The organism is Kaistia hirudinis (genome assembly GCF_014196455.1).
Classification (GTDB): Bacteria; Pseudomonadota; Alphaproteobacteria; order Rhizobiales; family Kaistiaceae; genus Kaistia; species Kaistia hirudinis.
In genome coordinates, this window is sequence record NZ_JACIDS010000006.1 from 303,933 (window position 1) to 324,509 (window position 20,577).

21 protein-coding genes are annotated in these 20,577 nt (G+C 67.1%); 14 read left to right on the forward strand and 7 right to left on the reverse strand.

The annotated features are described in order from the left end of the window. The first annotated feature begins 11 nt into the window (after positions 1–11). Positions 12–1,073: a hypothetical protein gene (locus tag GGR25_RS22950; RefSeq protein WP_183401211.1), complete on the forward strand. Its 1,062-nt coding sequence runs from the start codon at positions 12–14 to the stop codon at positions 1,071–1,073. A 9-nt stretch (positions 1,074–1,082) separates the two neighbouring features. Here the strand turns inward: GGR25_RS22950 and GGR25_RS22955 are convergent, their stop codons facing one another. Next, on the reverse strand, positions 1,083–1,985 hold the full coding sequence (locus GGR25_RS22955; protein ID WP_183401212.1) for a carbohydrate kinase family protein: 903 nt from the start codon (positions 1,983–1,985) through the stop codon (positions 1,083–1,085). Positions 1,986–2,124: 139 nt separating this feature from the next. Here GGR25_RS22955 and GGR25_RS22960 point away from each other — a divergent pair, with 139 nt between their 5' ends. The 4 genes from GGR25_RS22960 to GGR25_RS22975 all read left to right on the forward strand — a co-directional run bounded on the left by GGR25_RS22960 (position 2,125) and on the right by GGR25_RS22975 (position 5,932). Next, a complete protein-coding gene (locus GGR25_RS22960) occupies positions 2,125–4,173 on the forward strand; it encodes a M3 family metallopeptidase (protein WP_183401213.1) in 2,049 nt (682 codons plus the stop codon). A 93-nt stretch (positions 4,174–4,266) separates the two neighbouring features. Continuing rightward, positions 4,267–4,470, forward strand: a complete 204-nt coding sequence (locus GGR25_RS22965) for a hypothetical protein (protein WP_183401214.1) — start codon at positions 4,267–4,269, stop codon at positions 4,468–4,470. Positions 4,471–4,527: 57 nt separating this feature from the next. Then, positions 4,528–4,860 carry a hypothetical protein gene (locus GGR25_RS22970; protein ID WP_183401215.1) on the forward strand — a complete coding sequence of 111 codons (333 nt, stop codon included), beginning with the start codon at positions 4,528–4,530 and terminating at the stop codon, positions 4,858–4,860. Positions 4,861–4,975: 115 nt separating this feature from the next. Continuing rightward, positions 4,976–5,932 (forward strand): YihY/virulence factor BrkB family protein, encoded by a 957-nt coding sequence (locus tag GGR25_RS22975; RefSeq protein ID WP_183401216.1) that lies wholly within the window; start codon positions 4,976–4,978, stop codon positions 5,930–5,932. Positions 5,933–5,938: 6 nt separating this feature from the next. Here GGR25_RS22975 and GGR25_RS22980 read toward each other — a convergent pair whose 3' ends face one another. Together GGR25_RS22980 and GGR25_RS22985 are read right to left on the reverse strand one after the other, a co-directional pair. Continuing rightward, positions 5,939–6,370, reverse strand: a complete 432-nt coding sequence (locus GGR25_RS22980) for a type II toxin-antitoxin system HicB family antitoxin (RefSeq protein ID WP_183401217.1) — start codon at positions 6,368–6,370, stop codon at positions 5,939–5,941. Between the two features lie 8 nt (positions 6,371–6,378). Then, positions 6,379–6,651 (reverse strand): helix-turn-helix domain-containing protein, encoded by a 273-nt coding sequence (locus GGR25_RS22985; protein WP_210300068.1) that lies wholly within the window; start codon positions 6,649–6,651, stop codon positions 6,379–6,381. 174 nt (positions 6,652–6,825) lie between these two features. Here GGR25_RS22985 and GGR25_RS22990 point away from each other — a divergent pair, with 174 nt between their 5' ends. Then, on the forward strand, positions 6,826–7,695 hold the full coding sequence (locus GGR25_RS22990; protein WP_183401219.1) for an NAD(P)-dependent oxidoreductase: 870 nt from the start codon (positions 6,826–6,828) through the stop codon (positions 7,693–7,695). Positions 7,696–7,758: 63 nt separating this feature from the next. Here GGR25_RS22990 and GGR25_RS22995 read toward each other — a convergent pair whose 3' ends face one another. Beyond that, the gene (locus tag GGR25_RS22995; protein ID WP_183401220.1) at positions 7,759–9,183 is read right to left on the reverse strand and encodes a mannose-1-phosphate guanylyltransferase/mannose-6-phosphate isomerase; all 1,425 of its coding nucleotides are present in this window, start codon (positions 9,181–9,183) and stop codon (positions 7,759–7,761) included. Between the two features lie 255 nt (positions 9,184–9,438). Here GGR25_RS22995 and GGR25_RS23000 point away from each other — a divergent pair, with 255 nt between their 5' ends. The 3 genes from GGR25_RS23000 to GGR25_RS23010 all read left to right on the forward strand — a co-directional run bounded on the left by GGR25_RS23000 (position 9,439) and on the right by GGR25_RS23010 (position 13,477). Then, the gene (locus GGR25_RS23000) at positions 9,439–11,499 is read left to right on the forward strand and encodes an ATP-dependent helicase (RefSeq protein ID WP_183401221.1); all 2,061 of its coding nucleotides are present in this window, start codon (positions 9,439–9,441) and stop codon (positions 11,497–11,499) included. A 61-nt stretch (positions 11,500–11,560) separates the two neighbouring features. After that, on the forward strand, positions 11,561–12,544 hold the full coding sequence (gene denD, locus GGR25_RS23005; RefSeq protein WP_183401222.1) for a D-erythronate dehydrogenase: 984 nt from the start codon (positions 11,561–11,563) through the stop codon (positions 12,542–12,544). A 156-nt stretch (positions 12,545–12,700) separates the two neighbouring features. Further along, positions 12,701–13,477 (forward strand): hydroxypyruvate isomerase family protein, encoded by a 777-nt coding sequence (locus GGR25_RS23010; protein ID WP_183401223.1) that lies wholly within the window; start codon positions 12,701–12,703, stop codon positions 13,475–13,477. Here the strand turns inward: GGR25_RS23010 and GGR25_RS23015 are convergent. From GGR25_RS23015 to GGR25_RS23025, 3 genes are read right to left on the reverse strand one after another with little or no spacing between them, the layout of a single operon-like run. Continuing rightward, entirely contained in the window at positions 13,467–13,907 is a 441-nt protein-coding gene (locus GGR25_RS23015; protein ID WP_183401224.1) for an EVE domain-containing protein, read from the reverse strand. The genes GGR25_RS23010 and GGR25_RS23015 overlap by 11 nt on opposite strands. Position 13,908: 1 nt before the next feature. Further along, positions 13,909–14,277 carry a VOC family protein gene (locus tag GGR25_RS23020; RefSeq protein ID WP_183401225.1) on the reverse strand — a complete coding sequence of 123 codons (369 nt, stop codon included), beginning with the start codon at positions 14,275–14,277 and terminating at the stop codon, positions 13,909–13,911. A gap of 48 nt (positions 14,278–14,325) precedes the next feature. After that, on the reverse strand, positions 14,326–15,024 hold the full coding sequence (locus GGR25_RS23025; protein WP_183401226.1) for a helix-turn-helix transcriptional regulator: 699 nt from the start codon (positions 15,022–15,024) through the stop codon (positions 14,326–14,328). A gap of 204 nt (positions 15,025–15,228) precedes the next feature. Here GGR25_RS23025 and GGR25_RS23030 point away from each other — a divergent pair, with 204 nt between their 5' ends. The 5 genes from GGR25_RS23030 to GGR25_RS23050 all read left to right on the forward strand — a co-directional run bounded on the left by GGR25_RS23030 (position 15,229) and on the right by GGR25_RS23050 (position 20,566). Continuing rightward, the gene (locus tag GGR25_RS23030; RefSeq protein ID WP_183401227.1) at positions 15,229–16,581 is read left to right on the forward strand and encodes an extracellular solute-binding protein; all 1,353 of its coding nucleotides are present in this window, start codon (positions 15,229–15,231) and stop codon (positions 16,579–16,581) included. A gap of 123 nt (positions 16,582–16,704) precedes the next feature. After that, a complete protein-coding gene (locus GGR25_RS23035; protein ID WP_183401228.1) occupies positions 16,705–17,589 on the forward strand; it encodes a carbohydrate ABC transporter permease in 885 nt (294 codons plus the stop codon). 7 nt (positions 17,590–17,596) lie between these two features. Further along, positions 17,597–18,511 (forward strand): ABC transporter permease subunit, encoded by a 915-nt coding sequence (locus tag GGR25_RS23040; protein WP_183401229.1) that lies wholly within the window; start codon positions 17,597–17,599, stop codon positions 18,509–18,511. Positions 18,512–18,527: 16 nt separating this feature from the next. Then, the gene (gene ugpC, locus GGR25_RS23045) at positions 18,528–19,628 is read left to right on the forward strand and encodes a sn-glycerol-3-phosphate ABC transporter ATP-binding protein UgpC (protein WP_183401230.1); all 1,101 of its coding nucleotides are present in this window, start codon (positions 18,528–18,530) and stop codon (positions 19,626–19,628) included. 20 nt (positions 19,629–19,648) lie between these two features. Continuing rightward, positions 19,649–20,566 (forward strand): sugar phosphate isomerase/epimerase family protein, encoded by a 918-nt coding sequence (locus tag GGR25_RS23050; protein ID WP_183401231.1) that lies wholly within the window; start codon positions 19,649–19,651, stop codon positions 20,564–20,566. Positions 20,567–20,577: the final 11 nt, after the last annotated feature.

Below are 20,577 nucleotides of genomic sequence, written 5' to 3' on the forward strand. Positions count from 1 at the left end.
TGGGGCAAGATATGACGAGCGATCCAGACGGCGGCCGCCTAGTTCTCGTGACGTCGATACCGCCGCGCTTCGGCGGTAGCGACGAGGCGCGCCAGCTGGCACGCGTCGGGCTCAGCATTGCCGATGCGGTCGCCTCCTTCGAGGCGAACGGCTTTCGCGTCGTCTCGATCAACCGCCAGGGCGAGGCGGCCGGGATCAAGGGCTATCCGAGCGTCGAGATCGTCGAGGTCCCGCCGGGCGGCGTCTATCCGAACAAATACGGCCCCAATTTCGAGCAGCTTCTCGCTTTCTTCGGCGATGCGCCGGGCGCGATCGTGAATGCCGATATCTTCATGCTGGCTTCCGACGTCGCCGCGGTGATCGCCGCGCAGCCCGGCAAGGTGCTGCTCGCCCGGCGCCTCGACGTCTCGTCGGAGGCGTCGAGCGTGATCGGCTCGTATAATCGCGGCATTGACGGCGTCTTCTTCTCGGCCGGCGCGCTCGCGGAAATCGCGGCCGATCCCGATGTCGGCGCCTTCCAGCTCGGCACGCCCTATTGGGATGCGCTGATCCCGGTGGTCGCCTCGCTGCATCGCGAGGTCGAGTTCGTCGCCGCGCCCTTCCTGCTGCACGAGATCCACCCCGCGCGCTGGAACAAGGTCGAGTACAAGGCGCTGCGCGAAAAGGCCGTGCGTGCGGCGATCGCCCATGCGACGCGCTGGCGCGCCAGCCGCCCGCGGGCCGACGAATTTCTCAAGGGCCTCGACGCCTATCTCGGCGGGCCGTTCGAGCCGGCCAGCGAGCGCAAGATCAAGGATGCCGCGGTCTATATGAACCTGTGGCTCGCCAAGATCGAGACGAGGCCGTCCGAGACGGTCCGGGTCGATTTCAACGATCCGGTCATCGCCCGCTTCGTGCGCCAGATCTTCTCCCATACGGCCGAGGCGCTCACCATCGCCAAATGGCTCGATGCGCGCGAGGCCGATGGCGAGACCAACCTGTTCCAGAAGGCGCGCCGCTTCGTGAAGATGATGCTGAAGACGCGCAAGGCGCAAAGGCGCGCCGCCAAGGTGCGCACGCTGTTCCGGGACTGAGAGCCTGCTTCAGCCTTTGCCGGGCCGCCCGCCTAAGCGGGTCGTCGCGTCCGCGCCGGCCTCGACGCCGCGCTTGAGGCACACATCGATCGCCGCATTCTCGAGGCGTGCCGTGAGGAAGGCGGCGAGGAACGCATCGCCCGCGCCGGTCGTATCGATCGCCTCGACCGCGGGCGCGGCCGCACGGAGCCGTACGGCCGGCGTCGCCGCCTCCGCCCCTTCCGCGCCGCGTTTGACGACGACCAGGCCGTAGCGCTGGACAAGGAAGTGGATCTGCGCGGTCGGGTCGCTGCGGCCCGAGAGGCACGCGGCCTCGTCGGCATTGGGGAAGAGGACGGCGGCGTCGCGCGTCCAGCCGAGGAAATTGTCCGGGCCGACCTCCTCGAGGAAGCCGACCGAGCCGGGATCCACGGTGACGGTGATTCCGCGCGAGCGGGCGACGGCCATGAACGACATCACGGCGGCGCGAGGTCCCGGCGCGAACAGCGCGTAGCCGGAGACATGGACGAGGTCGAGGCCGGCGAGCAGCGAGAGCGGCAGGTCGCTGGCGGAAAGGTTCTCATTGGCGCCGCGGTCGGTCAGGAAGGAGCGCTCGCCATTCGGCGCGATGATGTTGATCAGCATGCCGGTGACGCGCGTCGCGTCGCCCGAGAGCAGGGGCGTCACGCCGGCCGCGCGAAGCTGCCCCTCCTGATGCGCGACGTCGTCCTGGCCGACGCGGGCCGAGAGCGCGACGGGGAGGCCGAAATGGGCGAACCAGGCGGCCTGGTTCGAGGCGGAGCCGCCGGGGTGCAGCTCGATCTTGGCGCGACGGTCGGAACCGAGCACGATCGGCCCTTCCGGGCGGACGATGACGTCGGTCATGACGTCGCCGATAACGAGGACGCGCGGCTTGGCTGCGGATGAAGTCATGATGGGCTCGAATCGGCTGCGGGTGGCGTTCTCCTATAGAGGCGAACGGGCCGTCCGATAAGCGGCTGGTCGCTCATTGTCCTTGCATGGCTCGCCCCTTCGCGCCATCTGAAGGCGACGCCCGCCCGGAGACCCTTGCATGACCGCCGCCAATCCGCTGCTCGATTCCTGGACGACGCCCTTCGGCGTGCCGCCCTTTGCCGCGATCGAGACCGCGCATTACCGGCCGGCCTTCGAGGCCGCGCTCGCCGCGCATGTTCGCGAGATCGCCGCAATCGCGGAAAATCCCGAGCCGCCGAGCTTTTCGAACACGATCGACGCCTTCGAGCGGTCCGGACACGCGCTCGACCGCATCGCCTCGGTCTTCTTCAACCTGACCGGCGCGCATACCAATGACGAGCTCGACGCGATCGAGACGGAGATCGCGCCGAAGTTCTCGCGTCACTACAGCGCGATCTACCTGAACGACGCGCTGTTCGCCCGGATCGACGCCATCGCCAAGGCTGCCCCGGCCGACCTGACGGATGAGCAGAAGCGTGTGCTGGAGCGCTATCACACCGCCTTCATCCGCTCCGGCGCCGGCCGGCCGGCGGAGGTCAAGGAGCGCATCGCCGCGATTTCGGAGCGGCTTGCGAGCCTCGGTACCAATTTTGGCCAGAACGTGCTCGCCGACGAAAAGGGCTGGATGCTGGTGCTGGACGGCGGCGACGACCTCGCCGGACTGCCCGATTTCCTCGTCGCGGCGGCGGCACAGGCGGCGAACGATCGCGAGCTTCCCGGCAAATATGTCATCACGCTCTCGCGCTCGTCGATTGAGCCCTTCCTTCAGTTCTCCGCGCGGCGGGACCTCCGCGAGCAGGCGTTCCGCGCCTGGGCGGCGCGTGGCGAGGCGGGCAAGACCGACAATCGCGGCATCATCGCCGAGACGATCGCGCTCCGCGCCGAACAGGCGCGCCTGCTCGGCTATCCGACCTTCGCGCATTTCCGCCTCGACGATTCGATGGCGAAGACGCCGGAGGCCGCGATGGGACTGCTGAATTCGGTCTGGAAGCCGGCCCGCGAACGCGCGGTGGTCGAGCGCGAGGCGCTGCAGGCGCTGGCCGATGCCGAAGGCGCGGCGATCGAGATCGAATCCTGGGACTGGCGCTTCTATTCCGAGAAGCGGCGCAAGGCCGAGTTCGATCTGGATGAGAGCCGCCTCAAGCCCTACCTGCAGCTGGACAAGGTGATCGAGGCCGCCTTCGATACCGCAACGCGCCTCTTCGGCATCACCTTCACCGAGCGCTTCGATATCCCCGTCTATCATCCCGACGTGCGGGTCTTCGAGGTCCGCGACGCCGATGGCGCGCTGACCGGCATCTTCCTCGGCGATTATTTCGCGCGGCCCTCCAAGCGCAGCGGTGCCTGGATGAGCAGCTATCGCTCGCAGGAAAAGCTCTCGGCCGAGGTACGGCCGATCATCGTCAACGTCATGAATTTCGCCAAGGGCGGCGCGGGCGAGCCGACGCTGCTCTCCTTCGACGATGCGCGGACCTTGTTCCACGAGTTCGGCCACGGCCTGCACGGCCTGCTCTCGAACGTGACCTATCCGCTGCTCGCCGGCACCAATGTCGCGCGCGATTTCGTCGAATTCCCCTCGCAGCTCTACGAGCACTGGTTCGACCGGCCGGAGATCCTGCGGAAATTCGCCGTGCATTATCGCACCGGCGAGCCGATCCCGGCGGAATTGCTGGAGCGGCTCAAGGCGAGCCGTACCTTCAACCAGGGATTCGCCACGGTCGAATATGTCGCCTCGGCGCTGGTGGATCTCGAGATGCATCTGCTGCCGGACGGCGGCAATCTCGATGCGGTCGCGTTCGAGAAGAAGGTGCTGAACGATATCGGCATGCCGCGGGCCATGGCGATGCGCCACCGCACGCCGCATTTCCAGCATGTCTTCGCCGGCGACGGCTATTCCTCGGCCTATTACAGCTATCTCTGGTCGGAGACGCTGGACGCCGACGGGTTCCGCGCCTTCGAGGAGGCCGGCGATATCTTCGATCCTGAGACGGCCCGCCGGCTGCGCGATTTCGTCTATGCGGCCGGCAACCGGCGGCGGCCGGATGAGGCGTATCGGGCGTTTCGCGGCCGCGATCCCGATCCTTCGGCCCTGCTCGAGAAGCGCGGGCTCATGGAAACGGCCGTCTGACGCCGACGCGGCGCGGCGCTTTTCGCTTGACGGCGGCGCGTCGCTCGCCAAGGTGCGCGGTTCGCTAAGAGCAATGCTCGGAAGGAACACATCATGACCGACGCCACGCCTGCCACCACCAAGGCCGATCTCGCCCCGCTCGAGCTCAAGATGCTGATCCGTGTCTCGCGCCCCGGCCCCTATGTCGGCTTGAACGGCAAGGCGGTCCAGCGCCTGATCGAGCTCGGCCTCGTGAAGACCCGCGTCGCCGGCTACACGCTGACCGACGAGGGCATGCGCCTGCTGCGCGAATCCTGAGGGCAACCCTCCCGCATCTCGCGCGTTGGTCTTGACCAACAACGGGAGATACGGACCATGGTTCGCAGAGCAACGTTCGAGACGGTCGCCGGCGACGTGACGGAAGCGGTCAGCGCGGCGTCCGGCCATGCGCGCGACGCCGCCCACAAGATGGCGGCGGAAGGGTCCGATGCGGTGCGGAGCGCCGCCGGTGCTTCGCGCAACATCTTCCACGATCTGGCCGAGGCCGCTGAGGCGCGCCTTGCCGAACAGGAGCGGAGCGCCCGCCGCTATGGCGCGATCGTCGCGCGCGAGGTTCAGGCGCGGCCGGGTCTCACCCTCCTCGCTGTCGTATCGGCTGCGGCCCTGGCCGCTTCCTTCGCCGGCTGGGCGCTGGCGCGGCGCCGCTGAGCGCCCTTTGCCGTCCTGCCGACGTATCGGCGGGCTTGCCCGTGCCCCCGTGACCCGGCTATCAGGTCTGACGTGGACAGGAAGGGTTGGCCGCCACGGTCGATCGGGGTGACGTATGAACGATGCGAGCCTCAGCGCGTCGGCGCCCGATATCACGGGCGATGCCGCGGCGCCGATGCGGGCCGAGCCGAAGACCTCTAGCAGCAGGCCGCCGCACATGACGGCCTGGAAGCTGGTCTCGACGGTCGTCAAGCGCTTCATTGCGCATGACGACGCGCTGATCGCGGCGGGCGTCGCCTTCTACGGCTTTCTGGCCGTCTTCCCGGCGCTCGCCATCTTCATCTCGGTCTATGGCATGCTGTTCGACGTGTCCGACGTGCCGCGGCGCGCCGGACAGATCGCTTCCGTCCTGCCGGAGGAAGCGCGGCCCATCGTGCTGGACATGCTGACCTCGCTGGCGAACAAGGGGCCCGCCAAGCTCAATACGGGCCTGCTGGTTGGCCTCGCCATCGCGCTGTGGAGCTCGCGCGCCGGCATCGCCGCGCTGATGAGCGGCGTTAACTTCGCCTATGAGGTGAAGGACGACCGCAACATCTTCGTCTCGATCGGAATCTCCATCGCGCTGACGCTCGGCGCCGTCGTCTTCGCGGTGCTGGCCCTCACGGCCATTGCTGCGCTGCCGGTGGCGCTGTCGCTGCTCGATGTGCGCCATGCCGGCGCGACGGCGGTGCTCTTGGTGCGCTGGCCCATCCTGGCGTTGATCGCGTTCGCGTCGATCTCGACGATCTATTTCTTCGTGCCGCATCGCAAGCCCGGCGGCCCCTGGCGCCGCGCGCGCCGCATGCTGCCCGGCGCGATCGCGGCAACGCTGATCTGGCTGCCGGGCTGTTCGCTGTTCTCGTTCTATGTGACGCGCTTTGCCGTGTACGACGTCACCTATGGCTCGCTCGGCGGCGCCGTCGTCTTCCTGCTCTGGCTCTGGTTCACGGCGCTGGTCGTGCTCGTCGGCGCCGAGATCAACGCCGCTTGGTCCGGGCTGCGCACGCCGCGGCACCACTGGCACAGCCCGTAAGCCGCGTCAGGCGTCGTCGGCCTGTTCGCTCAATTGCTCGCCGATCGCGCCGAGGGCGGCGGCGAGCATGCCGATATCCGTCTCCTGCTTCGGGTCGAGGATCTTGCGCACCTCGCCCTCGGGGAGGCCCATGCGGCGCGCGAGATCGCTGGTCGGCAGATCCGAGGCGGCGAAAGCGGCGACGACCGCGAGCTTGGCCAGAACGTCATGCGGGACGGAGATCATGTCCCCGTCGCCCGCGCTCGCCGGCGGCAGTTGCTTGCCACTGGAGAGAAACGCACGCAGCGCCGCACCGAGCTTGGACGATGCGTCCATGCGGACCCGGTCGGGGTCATCGCCTTCGCAGAGCAGATCCGGAATATCCGGGAATGTCGCGACGAAGAGGCCGTCCGTCTCCCGCGGACGGATCAGCACGCGATAGGCGAGGACCCCCTGCATGGTGCGGCCTACGCCTTGATCATGTCGGCCGGCACGTCGAGCGCGGCGGCGAGCGCCTGGCGCTCGACCACGCCGATCGGCTTGCCGCTTTCGGCCGCGACGATCTCGTCATGCGCAACGCCCGAGAGGCGGGCGAGCGTGGTGGTCGAGAGAGCGCGCGCCTCGCGCAGTGCCTGCAGCGCCGAGACGCCCTGCAGGCGGCCCGCCATGACGCGATCCGCCAGCGCGGGATCTGTATCGCCTTCGACCACGGTCGTGGTCGGAACATCGACGAAGCTCATCATGCCCTCCTTCACGTCAGTTGAGGCTGTCTGAAGGGGTCAACGCGGCGGGACGGAATTCGATCCCCCGGCAAGGCTTCGCCCCCATGTCTGCTTGCCCGCAGCCGGTTCCGGCGCTACTGCCTCGACGACAGGCAGCCCGGCGGACGGACCGGCAGCGAAGGAGCGGATCGTATGGCGAAGGTGGCGTTTCTCGGGCTCGGCGTGATGGGCAATCCCATGGCGCGGCATCTCAAGTCGGCCGGGCACGAGGTCACGGTCTATAATCGCACGATCGAGAAATCCGAGCGCTGGGTGGAAGCGCATGGCGGACGCCTCGCGCCGACGCCGCGCGAGGCCGCGCTGGGGCAGGAGATCGTCTTCGCCTGCGTCGGCAATGACGATGATCTGCGCCAGGTGACGCTCGGCGCGGATGGCGCCTTTGCCGGCCTTTCCGCGGGCGCGGTCTTTGTCGATCACACGACGGCGTCGGCCGATGTCGCGCGCGAACTCGCCGCCGTGGCGGATGAGAAGGGCTTCGGCTTCATCGATGCGCCGGTCTCCGGCGGGCAGGCCGGCGCCGAGAACGGCGTGCTCACCGTGATGTGCGGCGGCGATCCGTCGGTGTTCGCGCGGGTCGAGCCGGTGATCATGAGCTATGCGCGCGCCTGCCGCCTGCTCGGCCCGGTCGGGTCCGGCCAGCTCGCCAAGATGATGAACCAGATCTGCATCGCCGGCGTCGTGCAGGGCCTCGCCGAGGCGCTGCATTTCGGCAAGCGCGCCGGGCTCGACGTCGAGGCGGTGGTCGAGGTGATCTCGAAGGGCGCGGCCCAGTCCTGGCAGATGGAAAACCGCTACAAGACGATGAACGCCGGCCAGTTCGAATTCGGCTTCGCGGTCGACTGGATGCGCAAGGATTTGGGCATCTGCCTCGACGAGGCGCGCCGCAACGGCGCCAAGCTGCCGGTCACCGCCCTCGTCGACCAGTTCTATGGCGACGTGCAGGCGATGGGCGGCAATCGCTGGGATACGTCCAGCCTGATCGCCCGTCTCGAGAAGAAGTAGCACCGGAAACGAAAACGGCCGGCGGGGAGACCGCCGGCCGCGAAAGACGCCGAACAGCCGCGCTCAGGCGCGGTTGTAGATGTCCTCGTAGCGGACGATGTCGTCCTCGCCGAGATAGGAACCCGTCTGCACCTCGATCAGCTCCAGCGGGATCTTGCCGGGGTTGGCGACGCGGTGGATCTCGCCGACCGGATGGTAGGTCGACTCGTTCTCGTTGACGATGTAGGTGCGCTCGCCCTGCGTCACCTCGGCCGTGCCCTTGACCACAACCCAGTGCTCGGCGCGATGATGGTGCTTCTGCAGCGACAGCGTCGCGCCCGGCTCGACGACGATCTTCTTCACATGAAAGCGATCGCCCCGGCAGATCGTCTCATAGGTGCCCCAGGGCCGATGGATGCGGATGTGCTCGTTGGCCTCGTTCCGCTTCTCGGCCTTGAGCCCGGCGACCAGGTTCTTGACGTCCTGGCTGCGATCGGAGGGCATGACGAGGATCGCATCGTCGGAGGCGACGATGGTGATGTCGTCGAGGCCGATGCCGGTGACGAGCGGACCTTCCGAATGGACGAAGGCGTTGCGGCTGTCGAGCAGCGAGACCGGGCCATGCGTGACATTGCCGTCCTCGGCCACGGGTCCGAGCTCGCGGACGGCGTCCCACGAGCCGATATCCGACCAGGCGAAGCGGCCTTCGATCACGGCGGCCTTCTTGGTCCGCTCCAGCACGGCATAGTCGATCGACTTGGCCGGGATCGTCAGGAACGCGCTCTTGTCGAGGCGGATGAAGCCGAGGTCGGTCTTCGCCGCGCCGATCGCCGCATCGACGCCCTCGAGGATTGCCGGCTCGAAGCGCTCGGCCTCGGCGAGCATCAGCGATGCCGGGAAGATGAAATTGCCGGAATTCCAGAGATAGCCTTCGGCGAGATAGCGCTCCGCGGTCGCCGCATCCGGCTTCTCGACGAAGGAATCGACGCGCGAGGCGCCGGCGACGCCGAGCGCCTCGCCGGTGCGGATATAGCCATAGCTCGTGCGCGGCTCGGTCGGCTTGATGCCGAACGTCACGATGTAGCCCTTGGCAGCGACCTCGGCCGCGGCGAGGAGCGCGTCACGGAAGAGCTCGACATCGGGGACCAGATGGTCCGCTGCGAGCGCCAGCACCAGGCTGTCCTCGCCATAGCGCTCGGCCGCGATACGGGCGGCGGTGAAGATCGCGGCGGCGGAATCGCGGCGCGCCGGCTCCAGCACGATGGTGGCGTCGATGCCGAGTTCGGCTGCCTGGCGACGGGCGAAGAAGCGGAAATCCTCGCCGGTGACGACGATCGGCGCCGTCACGCTGTCGCCCGCGGCCGGAACCCTGAGCAGCGTCTGCTGGTAGAACGTCCGAGTCCCGCCGAGGGACAGGAACTGCTTGGGCAGGCTGTCGCGCGAGATCGGCCAAAGCCGCGTTCCGGAACCACCAGCCAAAATCACCGGAACGATCTTCGGGTTCGACATGAAATCCTCTTTGCGTGCCGCACGCGACAGGAGGCCGCCGGGCTCGGAAAAACGCGCGGATCGTCGCATGCTGCGGTGCAGAGATCAACGTGCCCGCAGTCGCAGGGTGAACGGGGAATGCACGTCTGCCCGACAATTCCGGCTTCCCCCTGAGGCTCCGTATCGGCGCGGTGAATGACGCGCCGATTGCGAACAAAACGCGAAACTGCTCCATTCGGTGGAATGCAGCGATTCGCTCCAGTCTCGGATCGGGACATGTCCGCCCCCCATCTCGCCCGTCTCAATGACGATCAGCGCCGCGCCGTCGAGTTCGGCATCACGGCGCCCGGCGACGGGCCGCTGCTCGTCATCGCGGGCGCGGGCTCCGGCAAGACGAATACGCTCGCCCATCGCGTCGCCCATCTGATCGTCAACGGCGCCGATCCGCGGCGGATCCTGCTGATGACCTTCTCGCGCCGCGCGGCGGGCGAGATGGCGCGCCGCGTCGAGCGGATTGCGGCCAATGTGCTCGGCGACAAGGCGGCGGCGATGACCGATGCGCTCGCCTGGTCCGGCACCTTTCACGGCATCGGCGCGCGGCTGCTGCGCGATTATGCGCCGTCGATCGGGCTCGACCCCGCCTTCACGATCCATGATCGGGAGGATTCGGCGGACCTGATGAATCTCGTCCGCCACGATCTCGCCCTCTCGGCGAAGAGCAGCCGCTTTCCCGCCAAGGGAACCTGCCTCGCCATCTATTCGCGCATCGTCAATGCGACCATGCCGATCGAGGAGGCGCTGCGCGACGTCTTTCCTTGGTGCGCCATGTGGAAGGACGAGCTGACGGCGCTCTTCGCCGCCTATGTCGAGACGAAGCAGGCGCAGAACGTCCTCGATTACGACGATCTGCTGCTCTATTGGGCCGCGCTGATGGGCGAGGCGGAGATCGCGGCGGATCTGGCCGGCCGTTTCGATCATGTCCTCGTCGACGAATATCAGGACACCAACCGCCTGCAGGCGTCGATCCTGATTGCGCTCAAGCCCGAGGGCGCCGGCCTCACCGTTGTCGGCGACGATGCGCAGGCGATCTATTCGTTCCGCGCCGCCACCGTGCGCAACATCCTCGATTTCCCGCAGAGCTTCACCCGGCCGGCGACGCTGGTGACGCTGGAGCGCAATTATCGCTCGACCGCGCCGATCCTCGCCGCCTCCAATGCGGTGATCGCGCGCGCCAGCGAGCGCTTCGCCAAGACGCTGTGGACCGAGCGCCAGTCCGGCGGCCGTCCCCGCCTCGTCACCGTGCGCGACGAGGCCGGCCAGGCGCTCTATATCGTCGATGCGATCCTGGAGGCGCGCGAGCGCGGCGTTCCGCTCAAGGAACAGTCGGTCCTCTTTCGCGCCTCGCATCATTCCGGCCCGCTCGAGGTCGAGCTGACGCGCCGCAACATTCCCTTCGTCAAGTTCGGCGGCCTCAAATTCCTCGACGCGGCCCATGTGAAGGACGTGCTGGCGCTGTTGCGGCTGGCGGAGAACCCGCGCGACCGCGTCGCCGGCTTCCGCGTTCTCATGCTTCTGCCCGGCATCGGGCCGGCGACGGCCGGACGGCTGCTCGGCGCCATGGCATCCGCAGCGGATCCGCTCGCCGAAATCGCCGCCTTCACGCCGCCGGCCCGCGCGGCCGAGGACTGGCCGGGTTTCGCCGCGCTGCTCGGCGCGATGCGAACCCGCGCGGCCGGCTGGCCGGGCGAGCTCGAAGGCATTCGCGCCTGGTATCAGCCCTATCTCGAACAGGTCCATGAGGACGCGGCCGTGCGGATGGCGGACCTCGCGCAGCTCGAGCAGATCGCCGCCGGCTATGCCTCGCGCGAACGATTCCTGACCGAGCTGACGCTCGATCCGCCGGCCGCGGTCAGTGACGAGTCCGGCGTGCCGTACAAGGACGAGGACTATCTGATCCTTTCGACCATCCATTCGGCCAAGGGGCAGGAATGGCGCCAGGTCTTCGTGCTCAACGTCGTCGACGGCTGCATCCCGTCCGATCTCGGCACGGGCACCTCGTCCGAGATCGAGGAGGAGCGGCGCCTGCTCTATGTCGCCATGACTCGGGCCAAGGACGATCTCCATCTCGTCGTGCCACAGCGCTTCTATGTCACCCAGCAGGGCAGGGGCGGCGATCGCCACCTCTATGCGAGCCGAACGCGCTTCATTCCCGAGGCGATCACCGGCCTGTTCGAGACCACGACCTGGCCGCGCATGGCGAGCGCCGGCGCATCGGCCGCCACGCCTCCGGTCGCGCCTGTGGACCTCAAGGCGCGTATGCGTGGCATGTGGCGCTGAGCCCGCTTGCATCGGCGCGCCGGCTGTGGTCAAGCGGAGGAAAAGCGGGAGGAAATTCGATATGCATGTCCTGATCATCGGTGCCGCCGGCATGGTCGGCCGCAAGCTGACCGACGCGCTCGTCGCGGATGGCGGCATCGGCGGCCAAGCCATCGAGCGTTTGACGCTGGTCGACGTCATCGAGCCGTCGGCGCCGGCCGGTTTCACCGGGCGCGTCGACCGGATCGCGGCCGACCTCTCCACCCCCGGCACCTCCGCGAAGCTGGTGGCCGATCGTCCCGGCATGATCTTCCATCTCGCCGCGATCGTCTCCGGCGAGGCCGAGGCCGATTTCGACAAGGGCTACCGGATCAATCTCGACGGCACGCGCGAGCTGTTCGATGCGATCCGACTGATCGGCGACGGCTACAAGCCCCGCATCGTCTTCACCTCGTCGATCGCCGTGTTCGGATCACCGTTCCCGCAGACCATCCCCGACGAGTTCTTCACGACGCCGCTGACGAGCTATGGCACGCAGAAGGCGATCGGCGAGCTGCTGCTTTCCGACTATTCGCGCCGCGGCTTCTTCGATGGCATCGCGATCCGCCTGCCGACGATCTGCGTGCGGCCGGGCCGGCCGAACAAGGCGGCCTCGGGCTTCTTCTCCAACATCATCCGCGAGCCGCTGAACGGCGAGGAGGCGGTGCTCCCGGTCTCCGAGAGCGTGCGCCACTGGTTCGCCTCGCCGCGCGCCGCCGTCGGCTTCCTGAAGGATGCCGCGACGCTGTCGGGCGATGCCATCGGCCCGCGCCGCGCCATCTCGATGCCGGGCCTCTCCTGCACGGTTGGCGACGAGATCGAGGCGCTGACCCGCATTGCCGGGCCGAATGTCGCGGCGCGGATCAAGCGCGTGCCCGATCCGGTCATCATCAAGATCGTCGATGGCTGGGCGACGAATTTCGACACGCGCCGCGCGCATGAGCTCGGCTTCCGCGCGGAAAAGAACTTCGACGAAATCATCCGCGCCCATATCGAGGACGAACTCGGCGGAACCTTCGTCGCTTGAGGTCCATTCCGCCGTCATCCCGGCGAAAGCCGGGATCCATTCAGCCTGAGGCGTCTGATCGTATCGCACCTCGGCTGTATGGATCCCGGGTCAAGCCCGGGATGACGCCGGAACATGGGGCGAGGTTCGCGAAACGACCAATCGAAAGGGGCTGTCATGAAGGGCTTCAGCGCCAATCTCGGCTTCCTCTTTCCCGAGCTGCCGCTGCTCGGCCGCATCGAGGCGGCGGCGCGCGCGGGTTTCCGTGCGATCGAGCTGCACTGGCCTTACGACGTGCCGGCGGAGACGCTTGCCGCCGCCTGCGAGGCGGCGGATGTCGTGCTCACCGGCATCAATACGGCGCCGGGCGATCGTGCCGCGGGCGAGTTCGGCCTCGGTGCGGTTCCCGGCCGCGAGGCGGCCTTCGAGGCGGTTGTCGGCCAGTCGCTCGCCTATTGCGCGGCGACCGGCACGACCATGGTGCATGCCATGGCGGGCGTCGTGCCGGCGGGGGGCGAAGCTCGCGCCACGCTGGTCGCCAATCTGAAGCGGGCCGCGGCGGAGGCGCAGCGCTCCGGCGTGACGCTGCTGCTCGAGCCGCTCAATCCCCGCGACGTGCCCGGCTATTTCTATTCGACCGTCGAGGAAGCGGCTGAGATCATCGACGCCGTCGGCGCGCCGAATGTCCGGCTGATGTTCGACGTCTATCATGTCGGCGTCGCGAGCGGCGACGTGATCATGCGGCTCCGCCGCTTCTTCCCGCTGGTCGGCCATGTGCAGATCGCGGCGGTGCCGAGCCGCCACGAGCCGGACGAGGGCGAGATTTCCTATCCCGCCATCTTCCTGGAGCTCGAGGCGCTCGGCTATGCCGGCTGGGTCGGCTGCGAATACAAGCCGCGCGGCGACACGCTGGAAGGGCTCGTCTGGACCGAGCGGCTCGGCGTCACGCTGTGACCGCGTCGACGGGCCAGTTCGCCGCCATCGCCGCGGCGATGAGGCGGAAGTCCGCCTCGTCGATCTCGACCAGCCCGAAGCGGAAGGCATAGCCCCAGTTCCGCTTGCCCTTGGTCAGAGCGAGGCTTTCGAGCAGCGGTGCGATCGGCGCCTCCTGGCTCTCCAGCCAGTCGATATCGCGGCGCGAACAGACGAAATCCTCGCCCATCACGGCGGGATAGATCTCCCCGGGCCGCACGATGCCGATGGCCGTGAAGGCCTGGACGCGCTCCGTGCCGCCGAGCTTTCGCACCGGCGAATAATAGGCGATGCCGTCGCCGGGCCGGAGGCGCTTCAGCGGTGCCGCCTTGCCATGTCCGAGCTGCGCAAAGCCGCCGGCCCGGCCGATGGCCACATGATCCGCCGAAGCGACGCCGATCCAGGTGCGCATGTCAGTTGTCGAACAGGCAGACGCGGATGCGATGGCCATCCGGGTCGCGCGCGACGAAGGTGGGGCCGAAGTCGAGCGTGACCAGATCCTCCTCGATAGAAACGCCATCCGCCTTCCAGCGCTGGAAGCAGGATGCGATCGCGTCGGCGTCGCGCAGCATGATGCCGATCTCGTTGGCGGCGCCCGAACCCACCGGCTCCGGCTTCACATGGCTCTTGCGCCAGAGGCCGAGCGTGCCGTCGCCCGCCATGGGGAAGGCGTAGAAATTGGGGCTCACCGCCGCGGGCGTGGCGCCGAGCAGCTTTTCGTAGAAGGCGGCGCTCGCCGCCGGATCCTCGACATAGAGAACGATGAGATTGAGATTTGCCATGACCGGCCTCCGTCGTTGCTGACGGGATGGATCTACGCGGTCCTGCTGTCAGTTTCTGTCAGCATGATGCTGGATCCCCTCCTTCTCGCGCCAGGTCTTGAGCAGCCCGGCGCGGCGGCTCGGATAGCGCTCGTCGAGAATGGTGAAGCGCTCGATCCGGTCGGTGCGGAAATGGCGGAAGTCCTGCCGCAGCTCGCACCAGGCGACGAGAACCCTCACCTTTTCGAAGAAGCCGAGCGCGAAGGGCCAGATCGTCCGCTCGCTCGCCTGTCCCACCCCGTCCGCATAGGCGATCGTGAGCTTGCGCTCGGTGCGGATCGCCTTGCGGACCAGAGCGAGATCGATGCGTTCGCCGGTCTGCTTCAGGCCGCTCGCGAGCAGCGTCGAGCCGTCCAGCCCGGCCTTCAGATCCGCCGGCAGCACGGTCGCGACCTTCGCCAGCACGCCTTCCGCCGCATGACGCAGCGCCGCATCGCCATGGCTCGCCACGAAGCGCATGCCGAGCACGAAGGCCTCGATCTCCTCCTCCGAGAACATCAGCGGCGGCAGCATGAAGCCGGGCTTCAGCACATAGCCGACGCCGGCCTCGCCCTGGATATCGGCGCCCTGCGCCTGCAGCGTCGCGACGTCGCGATAGAGCGTGCGCACGCTGACGCCGAGCTCCTCCGCCAGCGCGCGCCCGCTCACGGGCAGGCGGTGGCGGCGCAGGGCCTGGAGCAGGGTGAGCAGGCGTTCGGAGCGTGACATGGCCGGTTCCGGAAGGGGCCGCCATGGTGCCACGGGCGCCGCCCGCTGTCTCGCCCGAGTGCCTCCGGCCGTTCGAGCGACGAAATGAAGCCGGCTCATAATTAGCCGGGATGTCATTGAAACTTCATTACTATCAGGCGACCGGATGAGCTAAGCGGTGGCCGTCGCGCCGAGAGCGGCGCTCCATCCCTTCGCGAGGTTCTCATGAACGCCAAGATTCTCGGCGCCGTCAGCGCGTTTGCGCTGAGCGCTCTCCTGGCCGGTCCGGCCGCCGCCGAAAAGCACAAGATCGACTTCTGGTTCGGCAATTCGGGCGATATCGCCAAGCGCGTCCAGGAGCAGTGCGACCGCTTCAACGCTTCGCAGTCGGACTATGAGGTCGTCTGCACCTCGCAGGGCTCCTACGACGCCTCGCTGCAGAACACGATCGCGGCCTTCCGCGCCGGCCAGCAGCCGACCATCGCGCAGGTCTCCGATGCCGGCACGCTCGACATCATGCTTTCGGGCGCCTTCTATCCGGCGAACAAGCTGATGGCCGACATGGGCTATACGGTCGACTGGAACGACTATTTCGGGGGCATCAAGGCGTATTACGCCACCTCGAAGGGCGACATGTACTCGTTCCCCTTCAACTCCTCGACCGCACTGCTCTACTGGAACAAGGATGCCTTCGCCAAGATCGGCAAGGATCATGCGCCGGCGACCTGGGAAGAGGCCGCGGACGACTTCAAGGCGCTGAAGGAAGCCGGCTATGCCTGCCCGCTCGGCTTCAACATCTCGCGTGACGAGGTGTGGCAGTTCGAGGAGCAGTTCAACGCCATCCATGGCGAGCCGATCGCGACCAAGCGCAACGGCTATGAAGGCCTCGACGCCGAGCTGGTCTTCAACAAGGGCAAGTGGGTCCAGTTCGTGAAGGACTGGAAGAACTGGTACGACAAGGGCTACGCCGTCATCAAGTCGAAGGAGACGGGCCAGACCTTCGTCGAGGCGTTCGCCGCCGGCGACTGCCAGGTGATCCTGACCTCGGTCGGCGACCACGGCAATATCGGCCGCACCGCCAAGGAAGGCATGAACTGGGGCGTTGCCATGCTCCCGGTCTATGCCGGAACCGAGCGCAAGCATTCCTTCGTCGGCGGTGCCTCGCTCTGGGTGCTCTCCGGCAAGCAGGACGCGGACTACAAGGCCGCCGCCGCCTTCTTCAACTTCATTGCGAAGCCGGAAGAGGCGCTGACCTGGTCGACCGTGACCGGCTACATCCCGGTCCGCAATTCCGGCTATGAGTATCTCGTCAAGCAGGGCTTCTACGACAAGGCGCCCTATGCCGGCCGCGAACTGGCGATCAAGAGCCTGACCGCCTCGCCCGCCGATGACGCGAATTCCTTCCCGGGCATCCGCCTCGGCGGCCTCCTCCAGATCCGCCAGGAAATCTCCAACGGCCTGCAGGCGATCTTCATCAAGAACGAGGACGTCCAGGCCTCGCTCGACGCGGCCGCTGCCCGCGGCAACGAGATCCTGCGCCGCTTCGAGCAGACCTACGAAGGCAAGCAGCTGCCGTAGACCCCACCCCGGCATCGCCCTCTCCCGCTCGCGTGGGGGAGGGCATTTCATTGGGGGATGCGGCTGCGACGGACATCCCGTCACGGGACGCCGCAAAGGCTCGGCGCCAGCGAGGGTTCGCGCATGGAAAAGCGGGTTACATTTTCATCGACGACCATCGGCCTGCTCTTCGCCTTCCCGATGCTGCTGCTCGTCTTCGTGTTCTTCTACTGGCCCGGCGGCCAGGCGCTCTTCTGGGCGTTCACGCTGGAACAGCCCTGGGGCGGCGGCAACAAATGGGTCGGCTTCCAGAACTTCGCCCATCTGCTGAAGGACCCGATCTACTGGAACTCGATCACCCGCAGTCTCGTCTTCGGCGCCGGCTCGACCGCGATCGCTATGGGCGTCGCGCTGGTGCTCGCCGTGCTGACGGATCGCGAGATGAAGGGCCACAGCGCCTATCGCTCCATCTTCGTCTGGCCATACGCGATCGCGGCACCGGCCCTCGGCCTCGCGTTCCGCTTCATCCTGGCGCCCGAGGCCGGCCTCCTGTCGATCCTCAACCGCGTCTGGCCCGATATCTGGAATCCCGCGCTCGACGGCAATGACGCGATGATCGCGATCATCGTCGCCTTCTCGTGGAAATATATCGGCTACAACTTCATCTTCTTCCTCTCGGCGCTGCAGGGCATTCCCCGCTCGCTGATCGAGGCGGCGGCCATGGACGGTTCCGGACCGCTGCGCCGCGTCTTCGACATCCAGCTGCCGCTCCTGACGCCGACGCTGTTCTTCCTGCTAGTGATCAACATCACCGAGAGCTTCCAGGACTCCTTCGGCATCGTCGATATCATGACGCAGGGCGGCCCGGCCCGGGCCACCGAACTCATGGTCTACAAGATCTATTTCGACGGCTTCAAAGGCCTCGACTATTCCGGTGCCGCCGCCCAGTCGATCATCCTGATGGTGCTGGTCATCCTGCTCACCATCCTGCAGTTCCGCTTCATCGAGCGGCGCATCCATTACAAATGAGGTCGTGATGGTCGAGCGCACGCCGATATTCAACGCCATCTGCCATCTGATCCTGTTTGTCGGCTTGCTGACGGCGCTGCTCCCCTTCGCGGTCGTCATCATCGCGGCGACGCACGACATCAAGACGGTCAACATCGTCCCGATGCCGCTGATGCCCGGGCACGATTTCATGGCCAATATCCACGAGGCGTGGGTGCGGGCGGACCTCGGGCGCAAGCTGTTCAATTCGGTGATCTTCGCCACCGCGGTCGCCTGCGGCAAGGTCATCCTCTCCGCGATGGCCGCGTTCTCGATCGTCTATTTCCGCTTTCCGGGACGCTCGCTGATCTTCTGGGCGATCTTCGTCACGTTGATGCTGCCGCTCGAGGTCCGCATCGTCCCGACCTATGCGGTGGCCGCCAATGTGCTGGCGCCGTTCCAGGCGCTGCTCGACGTCACCGGCGTCACCTGGCTCGCCGCCCATCTCGCTGGCCTGCAGATCAAGCTGCAATGGGGCCTGCTCAATTCCTATCCGGGCCTGGTCCTGCCGCTCGTCGCCACTGCGACCGGGACCTTTCTCTATCGCCAGTTCTACCTGACGGTGCCGGAGGAACTGGCGGAAGCCTCCAAGATGGACGGATCGGGGCCGCTGCGCTTCTTCTGGGACGTGCTGATCCCGCTCTCGCGCTCCAACATGATCGCGCTGTTCACGATCATGTTCGTCTGGGCGTGGAACCAGTATCTGTGGCCGCTGCTGGTCACCACCGATCCCAATTTCGGCATCGCCGTCACCGAGCTCAGGTCGCTGATTCCCTCGGAATTCGGCCTGCCCGACTGGAACGTCGCCATGGCCGGCACGCTCCTCATCATGACGCCGCCGCTCATTGTCGTGATCCTCATGCAGCGCTGGTTCGTGCGCGGCCTCATCTCCACCGAGAAATAGACGAAGGGGAACCAGGATGGGCTCCATCGCGATCCGCAATGTCCGCAAGGCCTATGGCAAGAACGCCGTCGTCCACGGCGTCGATCTCGAAATCGCTTCCGGCGAATTCATCGTCGTTCTCGGTCCGTCGGGCTGCGGCAAGTCGACCCTGTTGCGGATGATCGCGGGGCTGGAGGAGATCTCGTCGGGCGAGATCGCGATCGATGGCCGCGTGGTCAACAAGCTGGAGCCGCGCGAGCGCGGCTGCGCCATGGTGTTCCAGAACTACGCGCTCTATCCGCATATGAGCGTCGGCGAGAATATCGGCTATGCGCTCAAGGTTGCCGGTGTTCCGAAGGCGGAGCGGCTGCGGCGCGTCGCCGAGACGGCGAAGATCGTGGGGCTCGAGGCCTTCCTCGATCGCAAGCCCGCGGCGCTCTCCGGCGGCCAGCGCCAGCGCGTCGCCATGGGGCGGGCGATCGTGCGCGAACCCGGCGTCTTCCTCTTCGACGAGCCGCTGTCGAATCTCGACGCGAAGCTCCGCGTCGCCATGCGGGCCGAGATCCGCCGCCTGCATCGCCGCCTCGGCGCCACCTCCGTCTTCGTGACGCATGACCAGATCGAGGCGATGACGCTCGCGGACCGGCTCATCGTCATGAATGGCGGCCGCGTCGAGCAGGTCGGCACGCCGGCCGAGGTCTATAACCGCCCGGCGACACGCTTCGTCGCCGGCTTCGTCGGCTCGCCGGCCATGAACCTCATGGAGGGCGTCGTCGATGCGCATGACGTCTTCATCTATGACCAGACGCGGCGGGTCGCGTTGCCACCGAGCCTTGCTCCTGCCGGAGCGCGCGTCGCGCTCGGCGTTCGCGCCGAGGCCGCGCGCCTCGTGCCGGCCGGCACGGAGGGCTCGCTCGACGCGGTCGTGGATTTCGTCGAGGAACTCGGCGCCGGACGCGTGGTCCACACCGATCTCGACGGCCTCTCCTTCGCGGTCGCGATCGCCGAGACGACGACGCTGAAGGCGGGCGATGCCGTCGGCATCCGCATCGCGCCGCAGGACGTCCACCTTTATTCTGCCGAATCCGGACTGAGGATCGACGGCAAGGCCGCCGCCCCGGCGATGGCCGCCAACTGAAACACGCAAGGATGCTCCCCATGACCAAGGTCATCTCCCATGTCGGTTTCTCGACCACGGCGCGCGCCGGCGATCTCGCGACGCTCGAGGATTCGATCCGCCGCATCGTCGATCTCGGCGCCGACGTCGCCGAGCTCGCCCTCTTCGGCGAGGACCTGATCGCCGGCGGGCGCATCATCGAGAGCCGCGCCAAGCGCCTCGTCGAGATCTGCGCCAAGTTCGACATCCGCTATTCGGTCCATGGCCTCATCGTCTCGAACTTCATGGATGCGGCGCATCTCGACTGGCAGAAGGCAGTGGCGAAGGCGATGCTGGAGCTGTGCCGGCGCATCGGCGCCGACGTGCTGGTGCAGCACAGCGGCCAGATGCCGATCGGACCGCGGCCGATGCGCGAGCGCTATGACGCGCTGGAGCGCGAGGCGCTTTCCGAGATCGCCGACATTGCCGGCAAGGCGGGTGTCCGCGTCGCGCTCGAGAACATCTTCGCCGTCGCCGACACCGAATACCGCCAGACCCCGTCGGAGGTCGCGGAGACGGTGCGCGCGGTCAATCATCCCGCGCTGGTCGGCCTGATCGACTTCTCGCATGGCTATATCGAGACGACGCGCATCGGCGCCGATTTCCGCGCCGAGATCCGCGCGATGGCGCCGGTCGCGGGCCATCTGCACGTCCATGACAGCTTCGGCAGGCCCTACACCATGTCGAAGTTCTATTATACGAGCGAGGCGATCGCGCTCGGCATCGGCGACCTGCACATGCCGCTCGGCTGGGGCGACCTGCCCTTCGATGCGATCTTCGACGAGATCGACCCGCTGCCGGGGACGGCGCTGATCATGGAGATCGGCGAGCGTTTCGAGGCGGAGCGCGCAGATTGCCTCGCCAAGGCGCGCGACCTGGCCGAGCGGGTCAATCGCCGCTTCGCCGCTGACGCCGCCTGAAGCGACAGCCC